We start from the raw sequence: 17650 nt of genomic DNA, 5'->3' as shown, positions 1-17650 counted from the left end.
GTTCATGGGAAAGTCAGATGCCAAGCTCCTGGAAGGAAGAGACCGTCAATTGCTTTGTTGCTGGTGGCGAATGGGGATATACACCACGTCCCCGGCAGCCACTTGCCCGGTCTCCAAACGGTTAAAGCGGATAATCTCTTCCACCGTTACCTCATAACGCTCAGCGATCTGATCCAAAGTTTCGTGGCGCTGCACAATACACATTTTCAGCTTGGCCCGTTTGGGTGCTTCCTCTTCCTTCGTTGACATCAGCTTGCTAAGAAAACTAGTCACTTTAGCCGGACGTGGCTCTTCTTCCGCCGTTTCTGTGGCTTGATCACTACTATCAGCTGGGTTCCCGTAACTTGCCGCTTGCACTTCTTCTTGATCTCCCTCGTCTTTGGGACGAATGGTTGTCTCTACACGGGGAGTGCTCTCTTCGGACTCGTCAATCTGGTCTCTGTCGTTAATCTGGTCCCTGGACTCTTCACCTTGACTGGCAGACACCTCTTCAGTTTCCTGCAGCTCCTGCTCTTTTTCTGCCTGCGGCTCCTGCTCTTCTTCCTCTGTCCTGGACTGCGGTTCCGTCGCATCTGTTTCTTGTCCAGCAATGTGCTCCTCTCCATTTGGCAGGTCGTGGGCAGAACGTGCCGCTTCTGTGTTTGACGCGCTCACTTCAAAACTAAATTGGCTCTGTGCAGCAAGCTCCTTTCTTTCTTTTAATTCCGCTCCTGATTCTGCTTCCTGTGCTTGAACCTCTTCCTGTACTCGATTACCTTCCTGTACTTGATTGCCTTCCTGTACTTGTACTTGGTCTGAGTCATCCTCTTGACTTGTTCCTTCTGCCCTGACAGCATCAAGATGCTCTAGATGCTCTTTTTCCTCTTCTCCTTTCCGGCTGTCCTCTGCACTCACCGTGCTTTCCAACTCCCTTCCGTCAGATTGACTAACAGCTGTCCCTTGATCAATGCGCGGGCTTTTTTTACGGGATGTGTTATCCACTTTTAGCCCGTTTTTCACCCCGAGCAATGAAATATCTGCTTCAATCACTAAACAATGACCATGCTCCACCGAATAATCAAACTGATCAACGCTGACATACACATCCTCCAGTTTGTCTACTTTGGTTGAGGGGACGGTGACATCAAGGGGAAACCGTTTTTCAATTTTTCCAAACTGAGGGTAATCAATTTCTTTCTGTTCAACTTGCAAGGACTGAAACTGTAACTGCTCTTTCAGCGAGCCTTTATCAAGATCCAGCTCATCATTCAGTGTTTGAAAACGCCCAGTTAAGACAAGATAACCTTTAATGTTGACAAGTTGATCTTCTTCTGACACTTCAACATCAGGTTCCAGATCCAAGCTGATAATCTCAGTGACATCGGCCCGGTCATCCAGCCAAACCGTCTCCTCCAAATGAAACCGAACCGGAGAACCGTGCTCCAACGACATAAGGCCATCCTCCTTCCAATCCCACAATAAGGGCTTTATGCTTATATATATGGGAATGTCCCCCCATTTATAACTCTTGATTAGCGTAAAAAAAGAGCCACTCCCTTCATCCTGCAGAGACTGTCACGAGCCTCATTAAAGAGAAGAGTGTGGCAAATAAAAGCGATATAGTGCTGTCAGTTAAAAAACCTTTTTACAGGCCTTCTTTAACCAAAGTAGCCAGGGCTTTGTCGCACGCAGCAATGGTCCGATCAAGATCCTCTTTGGTGTGTACGATGGAGATAAACATCCCTTCAAATTGGGATGGCGGGATATAGACGCCCTGTTCCACCATCAGCTGGAAGTAACGGGCAAACCGATTCAGGTCGGAGCGGGCAGCCTGTTCAAAGTTGGTCACCGGCCCCTCTGTAAAGAAGAACCCGACCATGGAACCCGCACGGTTAATGGTGCAAGGGATGCCATGTTTCTCTGCATTTCTGCGCAGCCCCTCTGCCAAGTAGGCCCCTTTCTCCTCCAGTTCTTCATATCGCTCCCGGGTCATCAAGGACAGTGTTTCATAACCAGCTGTCATGGCCAGCGGGTTGCCCGATAATGTTCCCGCCTGGTAAATGGGGCCCACCGGTGCCACCTGATCCATGATCTCTTTTCTGCCGCCGTAAGCCCCGACAGGCAATCCGCCACCGATCACCTTGCCAAAGCAGGTTAAATCAGGGATTACTCCATACTTACCTTGGGCGCACGCATAATCCACGCGGAAGCCGGTCATCACTTCATCAAAAATTAACAGCGCACCATATTTTTTGGTGATCTCCCGTAACCCTTCTAAAAATCCGGCCACAGGCGGCACTACACCCATGTTGCCGGCCACCGGTTCCAAAATGACGGCAGCAATATCATCTCCGTAGCGTTCAAAGGCCAGTTGGACACTGTCCAGTTCATTGTACGGCACTGTAATCGTCTGCTGAGCCGTAGCCTCGGGAACGCCGGGAGAGTCAGGCAAGCCCAGTGTGGCCACGCCTGAACCGGCTTTAATCAGCAGAAAGTCGGCATGACCGTGATAGCTGCCGATAAATTTGATGATCTTGTTGCGCTTAGTATACCCCCGGGCCAGACGCAAGGCACTCATCGTCGCCTCTGTTCCGGAGTTGACCATACGCACAATCTCCACACCAGGTACCCGTTCCACCACCAGCTTGGCCAGCGCTGTTTCAATTTCAGTTGGCGCACCGAAGCTGGTTCCTTTTTCCATCACTTTTTTCAGCGCTTCCACCACTTGAGGATGGGCATGGCCGGCAATGAGCGGTCCCCAGGAGGCCACATAGTCAATGTATTCGTTTCCGTCAATATCATAAACTTTGGATCCTTGCCCCCGTTCAAAATAGATGGGGTTCATCCCCACCGATTTAAAAGCCCTCACCGGACTGTTCACGCCACCGGGGATGTATTTTTGTGCCTCCTTAAAAGCAGCAATGGAACGTTCGTAATTAGGCATCGCTTTTCCCTCCTAACCATTTGGCCACATCTTTGGCGAAATAGGTCAAAATCAAGTCAGCACCGGCCCGTTTCAAACCGGTTAATAACTCCAGCACCACATCCCGCTCATTGATCCAGCCATTTTGGGCTGCTGCTTTAATCATTGCATATTCACCACTCACATTGTAGGCAGCCAGCGGATAGGGGAAGCGGTCCTTCAGTTCCCGGATCACGTCCATATAGGCCATGGCTGGTTTCACCATCAGCATATCTGCTCCCTGCTCAATGTCAGCTTGTGCTTCACGCAATGCTTCCAAGCGGTTGGCCGGATCCATCTGATAAGTTTTACGGTCGCCAAACTGGGGCGCCGAATGGGCGGCATCACGAAAAGGACCGTAAAAAGCAGAAGCATATTTAACCGCGTAAGACATAATGGGGAGATGCTCATAACCAGCTTCATCCAAGCCTTGCCTAATCGCATAGACAAAACCATCCATCATGTTGGAGGGAGCAATCACATCAGCCCCGGCACGGGCCTGGGAAACGGCTGTTTTGACCAGTAACTCAAGGGAAGGATCATTTTTTACTTCTCCATCTTCCACAACGCCGCAGTGACCATGATCGGTGTATTGGCACAAACAAGTGTCGGCCATCACCACCAAGTCAGGGGCTTGCTCCTTAATCAGCCGAACCGCCCGCTGGACAATGCCCTCCTCAGCATAGGCCTCACTGCCCTGTTCATCCTTATGGTTGGGAACACCAAATAAGATCACAGCAGGAATGTTGAGGGAGCGAACTGATTCAATTTCCTCTTCCAATCGGTCAAGGGAATAATGATACACACCCGGCATAGAGGTAACTTCCTCTTTTTTGTTCTCCCCTTCGACCACAAATAAGGGATAAATCAGATCATTGACAGTTAAGTCTGTTTCGCGGACCATGCGTCTCATCGCAGCTGATGAACGCAAACGACGCAAACGCTCAAACATGGTATCACCCCTTATATGTATAATAATCTTCTAATGCCCGGATTAAGCCATTTACGGTATGCTCACGAGCCACCACATGGACTGGAATACCCCGTTTTTCAGCCTCTTTGGCTGTTATAGGCCCAATACAAGCGATCGTAACCGGTAAGTCTGTCTTGGGCATCTTGTGAGAACTTAATAGTTGGTCAAATGCTTTAACGGTGGAAGCACTGGTAAAGGTGACAACATCTACTTTGCCTTGCGCCAAATCACGTACAAATTTTTCCTTGCCCTCAAGTCTATATTCTGTTTGGTAAACCACCACATCATCAACGTCAAACCCGGACTGGACCAACTGCTCAAGCAAGTGGGGGCGGACCACCTTTGCCCGGGGGTATAGCAGCCGGCTTCCCGGTTGCAATCTGTTTTGCAGCAATTGAACGAGTTCTTCCTGTTTATAAGAGTGGGGCACATGAACTTGGGACAGGCTCTCCTTGTGTAAAGCGCGGGCTGTTGCGGGACCCACCGCTGCCACAAACAGGCCATTCAGCCGGGAGATAACCCCATTTGTACCGTCCGCAGCAGCTAATTCCCCGGCCCTGTGGAAAAAGTAACGCACGCCGTTGACACTGCTGAACAGCACACCATCGTAACTGTCCAGACGATGAATGGCCTGATCCAGTGGAGCAAGATCATTGGCCCAAGTCGTCTGGATTAAGGGCAGAAGATAGGGTTGTGCCTGGCACATTTCCAGCTTGGCAATTATATCCTCTGCCTGTTCCCTTGGTCGTGTCACCACCACTGTTTTTCCGGCTAAAGCCGAACTGTTCATTCTCCCTAATCCCCCGTTCATAAGTCCAGGTCTTTCTTGACCTGAGCTAATATCTCCTCTGCCCCGCGACATTTTAAGACCCTGGCCACCTGGCGCCCCAGCTCAACGGGCTCATCCCCAGTCAGGCGTTCTTTGAGCACCGTCTGTCCATCCGGTGAAGCAATCAGGCCGGTCAACACCAGACCTGTATCACCTTTTTGTGCATAACAGGCCACAGGAACATGGCAGCTGCCCCCCATTTCAGCCAAAAAAGTGCGTTCAGCTGTCACGGCAAGCCCGGTCTGTTCATGATGGATATGTGCCAATAACCGTTTCAGTTCCTGGTCACTGGTGCGGCATTCGATGCCCAACGCCCCCTGCCCCACAGCCGGCAGACACATGTCCGGCTCAAGATACTGCGTGACAACCTCATCGTTCCAACCCATGCGCTTTAAGCCAGACGCCGCCAGGATAATGGCATCATACTGCTCTTCCTTCAGCTTCCTCAGCCGGGTATCGATATTGCCCCGAATCCATTTTATCTGTAAGTCGGGCCGGGCATGCAAGATTTGAGCTGAACGGCGCAAACTGCTCGTCCCGATCACAGCCCCTTGCGGGAGCTCCTCCAGGGGCAGACCTTTCTTGGAAATAAGACAATCCCGTGGATCCTCACGCTCCGGCACACTAGCCAGCTCCAGCCCAGGGGGCAGCTCAGCAGGCATATCTTTCACACTGTGCACCGCAAAATCAATCTTTTCATCAAGCAAAGCCTGCTCAATTTCCTTGACAAACAGCCCTTTGCCGCCTACCTTGGACAACATGCGGTCCACAACCTTATCCCCTTTGGTCACAATCTCTTTAATTTCAAAAGTGTAGGGCAAGCCCAATGCTTCCAGCTTGCTAATCACCCAGCGGGTCTGCGTCAAAGCCAGTTTGCTTCGCCTTGAACCGATGACGATGTGTCGGGCCATGTTTCAATCATCCTCTCCAAACAAAGGTGCTCACTTGCTGCACATGACATGTACTGCCCCTTTAAATATGAAATTGCGTAAATTGCGTCGAGATTAAATAGTTGGCCAACAGGACCAAAAAACAGATCACATTTAACTCGGCCAATTGTTTGCCTGCCCATCCCCGGGCCAGGCGCTGATAAAGATACGTACTGTATAACCCAATCACCAGCACGGAAAACAGCACTTTGGCATCCAGCCAAACTGCCCTCTCTAAAGTATGGTAGGCCCAAATCACACCCAGCACCAAACTCATCAATAACAGTGGTACACCTACCATATTCACCCACAAAGCGGCCTGATCCAGCTGCATTAAACTGGGCCAGCGGTAAAACTGCCTGATCTTTTTCCGTTTCAACAAAGCATGTTGCACCAGGTAGAGGGCCGATGCGATAAAAGAGATGGTAAAAGCGGCATAACTGAGAAAGGCCAAAGCAATGTGAATAAATACCCATTCCGAATGGAGTTGGCTGGCCAGTTCGGGGGAAAATTCCCGTCCCACCAGAAACAGGCTTAAGGACATCACAACAAAACCAAAAATATTAGAACTGAACAGAATAAGGTCCATCTTTAAAAACCAGTTGGTAAGCAAGCTAAAGGTGATGATCAGCCAGGCATAAAAAAATAATGTGTCAGATTGGGACAAAAACAACAACGTCTGCTGCTCGATGGCCTTGGTTGTAAAGTAAAAGGTTTGTAATCCCCAGACAATAGAAAGCAACCAGAAGGCCAGCCTATTGGCCTTCCGGTTGGATTGAAGCATATCTATGAAGTATAACAGCAGACTGCAGATATATAGGACTAACAGCAAAGAATAAAACCAGCTGTGGGCAAGCACGGGAGAAAAGAACCTCCTTTAAAGTTGGATGGGAAGTTCTTTGGCACGCGTTTTTTGAAATTCTTTATGTGGTTTTTCCAGGTTTTCAGCCAGCTTTCTGGCCTGTTCTATTTTTTCCTGCTCCTTCAACTCGTCTTCAAGGGCAAAAATTTTAGTGAACAATTCCAATGACTGCCGGGCATCCGGTTCCGCCGCCATTTCTTTCAGGCGCACGATGGGATCGTGCATCATCTGATTAATAATGCTCTTGGTGTGTTTGCGGATCACCCGGCGCTCCCGTTCGGTCAAATCGGGACATTTATTTTCAATCCGCCTCATTGTTTCCTCTTGAATGGCCATTGCTTTGTGACGCAGGGCATTAATCACAGGAACCACACCTAGCGTGGCGACCCATTGTTTAAATGCTTCCATTTCTTCTTCGATCATCATTTGGACTTTTTGTGCCTCTTTTTCCCGTTCCTTTAAATTAGCTTCCACAATGCCATTCAAATCATCAATATCATACAGAAACACGTTTTCCACGTCATGGATGGCCGGATCGAGATCACGCGGAACGGCAATATCAATTAAAAACAGCGGACGGGCCGGACGCAGTTGCATGGCGGCCTCCACATCCTGACGAGTGAGGACATATCCCTTGGCTCCTGTGGAACTGATGATAATATCCGCTTGACCCAAAGCCTCTGGAAGCCGGTCAAAAGGCAAGGCACGGCCTCCGAATTTGGCGGCCAGTACTTTAGCCCTTTCCAGCGTGCGGTTAAGCACAATCACGTCAGTCACACCATTGTCGGCCAAATGCTTGGCCGTCAATTCGCTCATTTTTCCGGCTCCGATGATCAAGGCGGCTTTCCGGTTAAGATCACCATGAATCTTACGGCTTAATTCAACGGCGGCATAGCTGACCGACACGGCATGCTGCCCGATTTGAGTCTCTGAATGGGCCCTTTTGGCTAAAGTGATCACTTGTTTGAACAAGGTGTTAAAAATGGTGCCCGTAGCCCCTTGAGCTTGGGCGGCAAAAAAGGCTTCTTTCACTTGCCCCAAAATCTGTGTCTCCCCGATTACCATAGAATCCAGGCCAACAGCCAGTCTGAACAAATGGAGGGTGGCCTCGTCATCTTCCTTAAAGTCCAGGTAAGGAGCAAATTCATGGCGTTCAGCCTGAAACCAATCGCCTAAAAACTTAGTGATAAAATCCCGTCCCCGGTGCAGCTGGTCAACAACAGCAAACACTTCCGTACGGTTACAGGTTGACAATAACACGCACTCCAGAATGCTTTTCGTATTGAACAGCTGGCCAAGGGCAACCGGAATCTCTTCTTTAGCCACAGCAAAACGTTCCCTGAGCTCAACCGGTGTCCGTTTGTAATTTAAACTGACCGTCAAGAGATGCATCTCTTTCACCTCTAATCCTACAACCATAGCCAATGTAATCCACAATTCGACACTGGACAATCATGACTCTACCCTATTATAGCAAATCTGCCCTGTTTATTCTGTGTAAAAAATATGAAAACTATGCGACAATATTAACCGCTTTCAGGCAGGATATAAGGATTCAGCGCTTGCCAAACTTCATCCTTACCCTGACCTGTTTCGGCAGAGAAGGCAATGAGCGGGACATCCTTGTCAAGTTGCAAGGTTTCCTTGATGATTTTGAGATGTTGATGTATTTTTCCTTTTGGAATTTTATCCGCTTTGGTGGCAACCACCAGTCGGGGCAGGTCCATATGATTTAGCCAGTCGGCCATCGTCTGGTCATCCTTTGTCGGCTGATGGCGGATATCGACCAGATGGCAAATAAGCTGCAACTGTTCCCGGGTGGTTAAGTATTCTTCAATAAAGCGGCCCCAGCGTTCCCGTTCTGTTTTGGATACTTTGGCATATCCGTAACCTGGCAAATCCACGAAGAAAAACTGTTTGTTAATCCTGTAAAAGTTAAGTGTCTGCGTTTTGCCCGGCTTAGAACTTGTCCGGGCCAGATTTTTACGGTTAATCAGCTTGTTGATAAACGAAGATTTGCCCACATTAGAACGCCCGGCCAAAGCAATCTCTGGCAGGGCTTCCTGTGGATATTGTTTGGCACTAACCGCACTGATCACCAGTTCGGCTTGGGTCACCTTCATGTCTGTTCCCCCTCTTTTTCTACCAAGGCGTGCTTTAAAACCTCATCCATATGTTCCACGGTGATGATGGACAGTTCCTCACGGACGCTTTCGGGAATATCATCAATATCTTTATCATTCTCTTTGGGGATGAGGATTTTTTTCAAGCCGGCCCGGTGGGCAGCTAAGGCCTTTTCTTTCAAACCACCGATGGGCAGCACCCGGCCGCGGAGGGTAATCTCTCCGGTCATGCCCACTTCTTTGGAGACTGGCTTGCCGCTTAAAGCTGATACCAACGCAGTGGCCATGGTGATGCCGGCTGACGGACCATCCTTGGGAATGGCCCCTTCGGGAACATGGATATGAATATCATTCTCCTCGTGAAACTCAGGATCAATGTCCAGGGATTCGGCTTTGGAGCGAATGTAACTGAAAGCAGCCTGGGCCGACTCCTTCATCACATCCCCCAATTTGCCTGTTAAGGTCAGTTTCCCTTTGCCTGGGACAACGGTCACTTCAATACTTAAAGTATCACCGCCAACTGATGTCCAGGCCAGCCCGGTGGCCACACCCACCTGATCGTCCACTTCAGCCAGGCCATAGCGGAATTTGGGCTTGCCTAACAGGTCCTCCAGGGTATTTTCAGTCACAACAACCCGCTTCTTGTCTCCAGCAACGATCAGCTTGGCCGCTTTGCGGCAAATGGTGGCCAGTTGCCGCTCCAAGTTGCGCACGCCTGCTTCCCGGGTGTAGCGGCGAATCACTTTTAACAAGGCCTCTTCCTTCAACTGCAATTGGTTCTTTTTCAGACCGTGTTCGTCCATTTGCTTCGGAAGCAGATAATGAAAGGCAATTTCTTTTTTCTCCACTTCCGTATAGCCGGGAATGTAGATCAATTCCATCCGGTCCAACAGCGGACGGGGGATGGTATGGGTGGTATTGGCTGTGGTGATAAACATCACTTTAGACAAGTCATAAGGTTCCTCAATAAAATGGTCGCTAAACGTATTGTTTTGCTCTGGGTCCAAAACCTCCAACAGCGCACTGGCTGGGTCTCCCCTGAAATCATGGGCCATTTTATCGATTTCATCCAATAAAAAAACAGGGTTGACCGTACCGGCTGTTTTCATGCCCTGGATGATGCGTCCCGGCAAGGCCCCCACATAGGTGCGGCGGTGCCCGCGTATTTCCGCTTCATCACGCACCCCGCCCAGTGAAATGCGGACAAATTTGCGGCCCATCGATTTGGCAATGGAGCGGGCCAACGATGTCTTGCCCACCCCAGGAGGTCCCACCAGACAGAGAATGGGGCCTTTAATTTTATTGACCAGCTTTTGAACAGCCAAGTATTCCAAGACGCGCTCTTTCGGTTTTTCCAGGCCATAGTGATCAGCGTCCAGAATCTTCTCTGCTTCGGCAATATCGATGCGGTCCTCTGTGCGCTCGGTCCAAGGCAAGTTAAGCAACCAGTCGATATAATTGCGGATTACGCTGCTTTCAGCAGACGTGGGCGGCATTTTTTCGTAACGTTCCAGTTCTTTTTCCACCTTCTCTTTGATCCGCTCCGGAACGTTTTTTTCCTCCAGCCTTTTGCGCAGCTCTTCCACTTCACCGGCCCGTCCCTCTTTCTCTCCCAACTCTTTTTGAATGGCTTTCATTTGTTCCCGCAGGTAGTATTCTTTCTGCGTCTTTTCCATGGATTTCTTAACCCGCTGGCCAATTTTGCGCTCCAGCTCCAACACTTCTTTTTCATTACTGAGGATGGACAAAATCTTTTCCAGCCGGTCGCGAACATTAATCGTCTCCAAAATAGCCTGTTTATCCTTCACTTTGAGGGAGAGATGGCTGGCGATCACATCAGCCAGCCGGCCGGGCTCATCAATATCCCTGACTGCAGCCAGTGTTTCCGGGGTAATCTTTTTAGATAAAGAGATGTATTGCTCAAATTGCTTTAAGACAGCGCGCATCAACGCTTCCGTTTCCAGTTCATTGTCATCCCGGTCAGCGACTCGTTCCGCACGCACCATAAAAGCCTCATCATCCTCCAGGAAGGCCTTGATCTTGGCACGGTACAAGCCTTCTACCAAGACCCGGATCGTGCCGTTGGGCAGCTTTAACATTTGTTTCACGTGGGCCACTGTACCCACTTGATAAATGTCCTCTTCCGCCGGTTCATCTATATGAATATCTTTTTGGGTAGCTAGGAAAATCTGATGATCATCCACCATCGCCTTTTCCAGGGCATTAACCGATTTTGGACGGCCTACATCCAGGTGCAAGACCATCGTGGGATAAACAATGATTCCTCTTAGGGGCAACAGAGGAATCACCCGTTCACGTTGTTCATCTTGCCCGTTCCCCATAAACGTTCACCTCCAATAGCTATGCGGTTCAGGACCTGTTGTACAATGCTGAATGTATGTCTCATTTTAGCTTATCCGTTTAGATTTGTCTAACAGGAAGCGAAAGCGATCAGCAGAGTGAGGAAGATCAGCTGACAGGAGTCGTTTGGGCTGTCAGGATCTCAGCTTCCTGAGGCATATCAACACCTTGCTTCTCTTTCTCGGTGACAAGGGCAAGTTTGAATACGTCTTCCAGATAATCAACCGGGATCACTTCAATATTGTCCATCTCTTTGAAGATGGCCTGATCATTTTCACGGGGAATAATCACCCGGTTACAACCTGCTTGTATGGCTGCTTCCACTTTGGCCACCACACCGCCAACCGGTTTGACCTTGCCGTGAATGCTGAGTTCCCCCGTCATGGCCAGTTTGTTATCCACCGGGATATTTTTGACGGCCGAGTAAATGGCCGTGGCCATAGTGATGCCAGCGGAGGGTCCGTCAATGGGAATGCCTCCCGGAAAGTTGACATGCAGATCATAGGCATACGGATCGATATCTGTGCGGCGCAAGACGGTCAAGACGTTTTCAATTGACCCTTTGGCCATCGATTTGCGCCGGATGGAGCGGCCCCGGTTACCCATTGTTTCCTCTTCTGCTACGCCGGTAATGTTGATGGTTCCCCTGCTGCCGTCAGTCACTGGTATGGCTGTTACTTCAATCTCCAAGAGAGCACCCATATTGGGGCCGTAAACAGCCAAGCCATTGACAAAGCCGACTTGGGGCTCAGGCGGCACCTTCTTCTCCGGACGGGGGGATTTCTGGCTGCTGTGGATCACCCATTCCACATCACTGGTTTTAATGGTATGGCGTCCCTCGCTTAAAGCAATACCGGAAGCAATTTGAATCACGTTGACCGCTTCCCGTCCGTTAGTGGCATAACGGGTAATCACATCAATAGCCCCCTGTTCATATTCAAAGCGGATCTTTTTGATGGCGCCCTTGGCGATTTTAGCGATTTCATCCGGCTTGAGTGCACGAAAGAAAATCTCCAGGCAACGGGAACGAATGGCTGGCGGGATCTCCTCCGGTGTACGGGTGGTGGCTCCGATCAGACGAAAGTCGGCAGGCAGTCCGTTTTGGAAAATATCATGAATATGAGTCGGAATCTGGGGGTTTTCTTCACTGTAATAGGCACTCTCCAAATACACTTTGCGGTCTTCAAGGACCTTTAATAATTTATTCATTTGGATAGGATGCAATTCGCCTATTTCATCAATAAAAAGGACACCTCCGTGTGCCTTGGTCACTGCCCCGGGCTTGGGCTGGGGGATGCCTGCTTGCCCCATGGCTCCGGCACCCTGGTAAATGGGATCATGCACGGAGCCGATTAATGGATCGGCGATGCCCCGTTCATCAAAGCGTGCTGTTGTCGCATCCAATTCCACAAACTTGGCATCCTCCCTAAAAGGGGAAGCACTGCTTTTTTTGGCTTCTTCCAAAACAAGACGGGCGGCTGCTGTTTTCCCTACCCCGGGAGGTCCGTAAACGATTACATGTTGTGGGTTAGGGCCACACAGGGCTGCCCGTAGCGCGCGGATACCGTCTTCTTGTCCAATAATCTCGCTAAATGAAGAGGGCCGCACTTTTTCATTGAGCGGTTGTGTTAAGGAGATGGAGCGCAGACGGCGCAACTGCTCCAATTCCTTTTTTGATTCTCTATCGACAGCGATGCGGCTGGACCGCTGATTGCGCAACAAATTCCAAAAGTAGAGCCCGATGATGATCCCGAAAAAGACCTGTACCAGGATCACAATCATCATAAAATCCATTTGTTTATTCCCTCCCCGATGTTGGTACACGTGGTTTCCTGTTGATATTTTGTAGTATTGCCTCAAGGGGAGAGAGATAAACAAAAAAGCCGCTTAAGAATGCCTTAAGCGGCTGACGATTTATGGCAATGGGATCAGGCACTTTCCTTCGGTTTTTCGTTTTGCACCACTTCACCTTCAGTGGTGATCAGGACCGGTGGAAGCTGATTTTCAACTACACTCTTGGTAATCAGGCATTTCTTAATGTCGGAGCGGGACGGCAGATCAAACATGACATCCAACATAATGGACTCAATGATGGAGCGCAATCCGCGGGCCCCTGTGTTGCGTTTGATGGCCTCTTTAGCAATGGCACGCAAGGCCTCTTCCTCAAATTCAAGCTCCACGTTGTCCATTTCCATCAGCTTCTGGTACTGCTTCACCAGCGCGTTTTTCGGCTTGGTTAAGATTTCGACCAATGCCTCTTCATCCAGCGGTTCCAAAGTGGAGATGACCGGCAAACGACCGACAAACTCCGGAATCAGGCCGAATTTGAGCAGGTCTTCCGGCAGCACTTTGGACAGGTATTCCCCTGGCTTTAAGTCCCGGCTCTCTGCCGTCGTGCCGAAACCGATCACCTTTTTGCCGATGCGTCGCTTGATGATTTGTTCAATGCCGTCAAAAGCACCGCCGCAGATAAACAGAATGTTAGTGGTATCGATCTGGATAAACTCCTGGTGCGGATGTTTGCGTCCCCCTTGGGGAGGTACGCTGGCTGTGGTCCCTTCCAAAATCTTAAGCAAGGCTTGCTGCACACCTTCACCGGAGACATCACGGGTGATGGACGGATTTTCTGACTTGCGGGCCACCTTATCGATTTCATCAATATAGATGATCCCTTTTTCAGCTCGCTCTACATCGTAGTCGGCCGCTTGAATCAATTTCAGCAAGATGTTCTCCACGTCTTCGCCCACGTAACCGGCTTCGGTCAAGGATGTGGCATCAGCGATGGCAAAAGGAACATTTAAAACGCGGGCCAAAGTCTGGGCCAACAATGTTTTACCGCTTCCGGTAGGACCTAGGAGCAAAATGTTACTTTTGGCCAGTTCCACATCATCATTTCTAGCCCCGGAACGGATGCGCTTATAGTGATTATACACCGCAACAGACAGAGCTTTCTTGGCCATGTCCTGTCCGATCACATAATCGTCCAGATGCTTGCGGATTTCATGCGGTTTAGGCAATTCTTTAAAATCCAGTTCCTCTTCATGGCCCAGTTCCTCTTCCACGATTTCAGTACACAACTCGATACATTCGTCACATATATAAACACCAGGTCCGGCTACCAGTTTGCGCACCTGGTCCTGTGATTTTCCGCAAAATGAGCATTTCAGTTGGCCTTTTTCGTCATTAAATTTAAACATGTTTCCCACCCCTCTAGCTTTGGTTGATTCGGGTGATCACCTGATCCACTAAACCATACTCCTTTGCTTCTTCGGCACCCATGAAGAAGTCTCTGTCCGTATCCCGTTCAATTTTATCGAGTGGCTGAGAAGTCCGTTCAGCGTAGATACGGTTTAATTTTTCTTTAGTCTTGATAATCCAGTCGGCATGAATCTTGATGTCTGCCGCTTGCCCTTTGACACCACCCAAAGGTTGGTGCATCATCACTTCACTGTTTGGCAAAGCATAGCGTTTGCCTTTGGCCCCGGCCGCCAATAGGAACGAGCCCATACTGGCAGCCAACCCTACACAAATGGTGGAAACATCAGGTTTTATGTATTGCATGGTATCGTAAATTGCCAGTCCGGCAGTTACAGAACCTCCAGGCGAGTTTATGTATAGATGAACATCTTTTTCAGGGTCTTCTGCCGCCAAAAATAACAGCTGGGCAATCACACTGTTGGCGACATGATCATCAATGGGGGTGCCTAAGAAAATAATGCGGTCTTTCAACAGACGTGAATAAATATCGTAAGCTCTTTCCCCGCGATTGGTTTGCTCTACGACATAAGGTATCAGGTTCATTGGACCACTCCCTTCCGGGCCTGAAAAACAAGTTTATGAAACAAGGCACGCTTTTGACACGTACCTTGTTTCTAACTTTAACTTTAATATGCTAGTTTATGCAACTATTTTGCTGTGATTGACCAAAAGATCGATCGTTTTTCTGAATCTGATGTCTTGCTGGATCGTTTCCATGTTGCCTTGGGCCGTAAAGATCTTCTTAATTTCCTCTTTGTCACGGCCGTACATTTCAGCCAGCTTGTCAAGCTCAGCTTCTATCTCTTCATCGGTAACCTCGATCTCTTCTGCCTTGGCAATAGCTTCCAGAGTCAGATTGATGCGCACCCGCTTTTCAGCGTCGTCCTTAAATTGTTCTTTTAACCCTTCTTTGTCTGTGCCGGAGAAGCTGAAGTAAGTGTCCAAATCCAGCCCTTGCAGACGCAGGCGCTGTTCAAAGTCCCGCACCATGTGCTCGATTTCATGATCAATCATCACTTGGGGAATATCGATGGTGGCATTCTCAGCTGCTTTTTCTACCACAGTTTCCCGCTTATAATTTTCTTCTTCCTGCTTGGCTCTTTCTTCCAGTTTTTGGCGCAGGTCAGCTTTGTATTCTTCCAGCGTGTCAAATTCGGATACATCTTTGGCAAATTCGTCATCCAGTTCAGGCAGGTTTTTACGCTTAATTTCCTTCACTTTTACTTTAAACGTGGCTTCTTTGCCCTGGAATTCCTCGGCATGATAATCTTCAGGGAAAGTGACCTGAATCTCTTTCTCCTCCCCTTTCTTCATGCCGACAAGCTGCTCTTCAAAGCCGGGGATAAACGTTTTTGATCCAATTTCCAGGCTGTAGTTTTCTCCTTTGCCACCTTCAAAGGCTTCACCATCAATAAATCCTTCAAAGTCAATGACAGCGGTATCTCCTTCTTGGACTTCTCCATCTTCAACGACAACCAGCTCGGCTTGTCGTTCTCTGGCACGGTTCAGTTCTTCCTCCACCTGTTCATCGGTGACGGAGAAATCTTTTTCTGGTATTTCCAGACCTTTATACTCGCCCAGTTGCACTTCCGGCTTCACTGTAACGGTAGCTTTGAAGATCAGATTTTTGTCTTTTTCCAGCTGTTCGATGTCCACTTCGGGACGGTCAACTGGTTCAATGCCTGTTTCTTCCACTGCCTGTTGATAAGCTTCAGGTAAAATAATGTCCAAGGCATCTTGATACAGTGACTCTACGCCAAAACGGGCTTCAAAAATTTTGCGCGGTACTTTCCCTTTACGGAAACCAGGGACATTTACTTTCTTGACCACTTTTTTAAAGGCTTGATCTAGGGCTTTGGCAAACTCCTCTTTATCCACCTCAACGGTCAAGACGCCTTGATTATTCTCAAGTTTTTCCCATTTTGCACTCATAATATGCTGTTCCCTCCTATAATTCCTTCCCTCATTTTCATTAATCTAAAACATGAAACGAAAGAAATATATGTATGATTTTACCGTATAACCACTTTATTATAACATATACTAAGGGGTTTTCAACAAACTCTACAACTGCATCAGCCAGCGGGCAAGGGCGTCAGCCTTGTCTTCAATGACGGACCTATCAAGTTGATACACCGCTGGCAATTGACGCTCCAGGTGCTGTTTGGCCAGTTCGGGATTGATTATGTCTAATGTATAATAATGAAGAGCAGCTGTCCACTGTAAATATTTATTAAAAGTTGGCAGAAAAGGATAATGTTTTTCCAGCCCATACAACCACAACTCTCTGGCCATCTGCACCAGGCTGGGATCGTCACTCGCCAATCTTTCCAACTCCAAACAGGGCTTAAGTGCTTGCTCGTCCCACTCCTCCCACTGGAGAGGAACATCCTGTATATTGACCGTTTGCTGTTGATCCCCTTTCCTCACCTTCATGGAGATAGGCCACGGACATTTTTTCTTTAAAGCTTGCAACAGTTTCGTTTTCAGGGTACGGTCACCTTTCTCAAACAGAAGAAAGGCTTCAATCACCTTTAACACCGTCATATCGGTGAGACAGTCCATCTCTTCAAAGGTTTGCCACTGCTGTTTGAAATCTTCACTGAGCAGTCCTTTTTGCCAACGGCTGATCCGCTCCGCTGCAAACTCGTTCGGCCGATGATGGGACTTGCGTTCTTTTCCCGGAAACGGGATGATATTGTCAGGCATGATGCTTCCCTCATTTTATATACAAAGTTTGAAATCTGCTTCATTCCTTGCAAAGCTAAGGTACTAAAAAAACGCCCCTGGCGTCAAGGGCGTTCACTTACATTACGTATCAAAATGGCGTCCCAGAGAGGATTCGAACCCCTGACCGACGGCTTAGAAGGCCGCTGCTCTATCCAGCTGAGCTACTGGGACGCGAACAGGGTATGCATATAATATGGAGCGGGCGATGGGAATCGAACCCACGCTACCAGCTTGGAAGGCTGGAGTTCTACCACTGAACTACGCCCGCACGGAGCTAACGGTCTCCCGTTAGCGACATCATATAATATACAACAAGTTGAGTCCTGAGTCAACATCTTAATTAGGATGGTCTGAGTCAAGTATTTGTGGGCAAGTTGTCCAGATATGCCACCAGTCCAGTGATCATGGCACTCACACCTTTTTCAACCCAACTCCGGCCGTTTTTGAGCCGTTTGGCAAATACGCTCATGGTTCCTTCCGCACTCCCCATGGGACGCATGCCTTCTGTGTCAATGCCGTGTGCTTTGAGCCAATCTCGGTAATCTCCTAAAGCCTCTGGATATTGTTCCAGTTGCTTGATCAATTCTTCAAGGCGCTGTTCGTGTGCCTCTTTTTCAAGGGTGCCGACGGCACTGTTTAGTTCT

The 17650-nt window shown here is 48.9% G+C and carries 14 protein-coding genes, 2 tRNA genes and 1 pseudogene; all 17 read right to left on the bottom strand.

Annotated features, from left to right (window positions below; genetic code table 11):
- Positions 1 to 45: 45 nt before the first annotated feature.
- Positions 46 to 1431: a LysM peptidoglycan-binding domain-containing protein gene (locus tag J2S00_RS11150; RefSeq protein WP_307339521.1), complete on the bottom strand. Its 1386-nt coding sequence runs from the start codon at positions 1429 to 1431 to the stop codon at positions 46 to 48.
- Between the two features lie 193 nt (positions 1432 to 1624).
- Positions 1625 to 2923 carry a glutamate-1-semialdehyde 2,1-aminomutase gene (hemL, locus tag J2S00_RS11145; protein ID WP_307339518.1) on the bottom strand — a complete coding sequence of 433 codons (1299 nt, stop codon included), beginning with the start codon at positions 2921 to 2923 and terminating at the stop codon, positions 1625 to 1627.
- On the bottom strand, positions 2916 to 3893 hold the full coding sequence (hemB, locus tag J2S00_RS11140) for a porphobilinogen synthase (RefSeq protein ID WP_307339516.1): 978 nt from the start codon (positions 3891 to 3893) through the stop codon (positions 2916 to 2918). The genes hemL and hemB overlap by 8 nt, the downstream gene beginning before the upstream one ends.
- Positions 3894 to 3897: 4 nt before the next feature.
- Positions 3898 to 4704 carry a uroporphyrinogen-III synthase gene (locus J2S00_RS11135; protein WP_307339513.1) on the bottom strand — a complete coding sequence of 269 codons (807 nt, stop codon included), beginning with the start codon at positions 4702 to 4704 and terminating at the stop codon, positions 3898 to 3900.
- A gap of 17 nt (positions 4705 to 4721) precedes the next feature.
- Complete coding sequence (gene hemC / locus J2S00_RS11130; RefSeq protein ID WP_307339511.1) at positions 4722 to 5654, bottom strand: hydroxymethylbilane synthase; 933 nt, start codon at positions 5652 to 5654, stop codon at positions 4722 to 4724.
- A gap of 61 nt (positions 5655 to 5715) precedes the next feature.
- Positions 5716 to 6456: a cytochrome c biogenesis protein gene (locus J2S00_RS11125; RefSeq protein ID WP_307339507.1), complete on the bottom strand. Its 741-nt coding sequence runs from the start codon at positions 6454 to 6456 to the stop codon at positions 5716 to 5718.
- 93 nt (positions 6457 to 6549) lie between these two features.
- Positions 6550 to 7926: a glutamyl-tRNA reductase gene (hemA, locus tag J2S00_RS11120; protein WP_307339981.1), complete on the bottom strand. Its 1377-nt coding sequence runs from the start codon at positions 7924 to 7926 to the stop codon at positions 6550 to 6552.
- A 134-nt stretch (positions 7927 to 8060) separates the two neighbouring features.
- On the bottom strand, positions 8061 to 8657 hold the full coding sequence (gene yihA, locus J2S00_RS11115) for a ribosome biogenesis GTP-binding protein YihA/YsxC (RefSeq protein ID WP_307339505.1): 597 nt from the start codon (positions 8655 to 8657) through the stop codon (positions 8061 to 8063).
- Entirely contained in the window at positions 8654 to 10999 is a 2346-nt protein-coding gene (lon, locus tag J2S00_RS11110; RefSeq protein WP_307339502.1) for an endopeptidase La, read from the bottom strand. Before lon ends, yihA begins: the two co-directional genes overlap by 4 nt.
- Positions 11000 to 11126: 127 nt before the next feature.
- A complete protein-coding gene (gene lonB, locus J2S00_RS11105; protein WP_307339500.1) occupies positions 11127 to 12812 on the bottom strand; it encodes an ATP-dependent protease LonB in 1686 nt (561 codons plus the stop codon).
- Positions 12813 to 12946: 134 nt separating this feature from the next.
- Complete coding sequence (gene clpX / locus J2S00_RS11100) at positions 12947 to 14215, bottom strand: ATP-dependent protease ATP-binding subunit ClpX (protein WP_307339497.1); 1269 nt, start codon at positions 14213 to 14215, stop codon at positions 12947 to 12949.
- Positions 14216 to 14228: 13 nt separating this feature from the next.
- Entirely contained in the window at positions 14229 to 14819 is a 591-nt protein-coding gene (gene clpP / locus J2S00_RS11095) for an ATP-dependent Clp endopeptidase proteolytic subunit ClpP (RefSeq protein WP_307339494.1), read from the bottom strand.
- A gap of 96 nt (positions 14820 to 14915) precedes the next feature.
- Positions 14916 to 16208, bottom strand: coding sequence for a trigger factor (gene tig / locus J2S00_RS11090; RefSeq protein ID WP_307339492.1), 1293 nt, complete (start codon positions 16206 to 16208; stop codon positions 14916 to 14918).
- Between the two features lie 132 nt (positions 16209 to 16340).
- Entirely contained in the window at positions 16341 to 16985 is a 645-nt protein-coding gene (locus tag J2S00_RS11085; RefSeq protein ID WP_307339490.1) for a hypothetical protein, read from the bottom strand.
- Between the two features lie 115 nt (positions 16986 to 17100).
- Positions 17101 to 17177, bottom strand: a tRNA-Arg gene (locus J2S00_RS11080).
- Between the two features lie 23 nt (positions 17178 to 17200).
- Positions 17201 to 17274 (bottom strand) — tRNA-Gly (locus J2S00_RS11075).
- A gap of 129 nt (positions 17275 to 17403) precedes the next feature.
- Positions 17404 to 17650: pseudogene (locus J2S00_RS11070) on the bottom strand (UPF0236 family transposase-like protein); the annotation flags it as partial.

The sequence above is a fragment of the Caldalkalibacillus uzonensis genome (assembly GCF_030814135.1).
GTDB classification, from domain to species: Bacteria; Bacillota; Bacilli; order Caldalkalibacillales; family Caldalkalibacillaceae; genus Caldalkalibacillus; species Caldalkalibacillus uzonensis.
The sequence above is the reverse complement of the archived record's forward strand: the minus strand, read 5'-3'. Positions and strand labels throughout refer to the sequence as shown.

Bases quoted from the DNA above. Each gene is read 5' to 3' on its own strand.
- J2S00_RS11150 (WP_307339521.1), bottom strand. From the start codon at position 1,431: ATGTCGTTGGAGCACGGTTCTCCGGTTCGGTTTCATTTGGAGGAGACG.
- hemL (WP_307339518.1), bottom strand. From the start codon at position 2,923: ATGCCTAATTACGAACGTTCCATTGCTGCTTTTAAGGAGGCACAAAAA.
- hemB (WP_307339516.1), bottom strand. From the start codon at position 3,893: ATGTTTGAGCGTTTGCGTCGTTTGCGTTCATCAGCTGCGATGAGACGC.
- J2S00_RS11135 (WP_307339513.1), bottom strand. From the start codon at position 4,704: ATGAACAGTTCGGCTTTAGCCGGAAAAACAGTGGTGGTGACACGACCA.
- hemC (WP_307339511.1), bottom strand. From the start codon at position 5,654: ATGGCCCGACACATCGTCATCGGTTCAAGGCGAAGCAAACTGGCTTTG.
- J2S00_RS11125 (WP_307339507.1), bottom strand. From the start codon at position 6,456: ATGCTTCAATCCAACCGGAAGGCCAATAGGCTGGCCTTCTGGTTGCTT.
- hemA (WP_307339981.1), bottom strand. From the start codon at position 7,926: ATGCATCTCTTGACGGTCAGTTTAAATTACAAACGGACACCGGTTGAG.
- yihA (WP_307339505.1), bottom strand. From the start codon at position 8,657: ATGAAGGTGACCCAAGCCGAACTGGTGATCAGTGCGGTTAGTGCCAAA.
- lon (WP_307339502.1), bottom strand. From the start codon at position 10,999: ATGGGGAACGGGCAAGATGAACAACGTGAACGGGTGATTCCTCTGTTG.
- lonB (WP_307339500.1), bottom strand. From the start codon at position 12,812: ATGGATTTTATGATGATTGTGATCCTGGTACAGGTCTTTTTCGGGATC.
- clpX (WP_307339497.1), bottom strand. From the start codon at position 14,215: ATGTTTAAATTTAATGACGAAAAAGGCCAACTGAAATGCTCATTTTGC.
- clpP (WP_307339494.1), bottom strand. From the start codon at position 14,819: ATGAACCTGATACCTTATGTCGTAGAGCAAACCAATCGCGGGGAAAGA.
- tig (WP_307339492.1), bottom strand. From the start codon at position 16,208: ATGAGTGCAAAATGGGAAAAACTTGAGAATAATCAAGGCGTCTTGACC.
- J2S00_RS11085 (WP_307339490.1), bottom strand. From the start codon at position 16,985: ATGCCTGACAATATCATCCCGTTTCCGGGAAAAGAACGCAAGTCCCAT.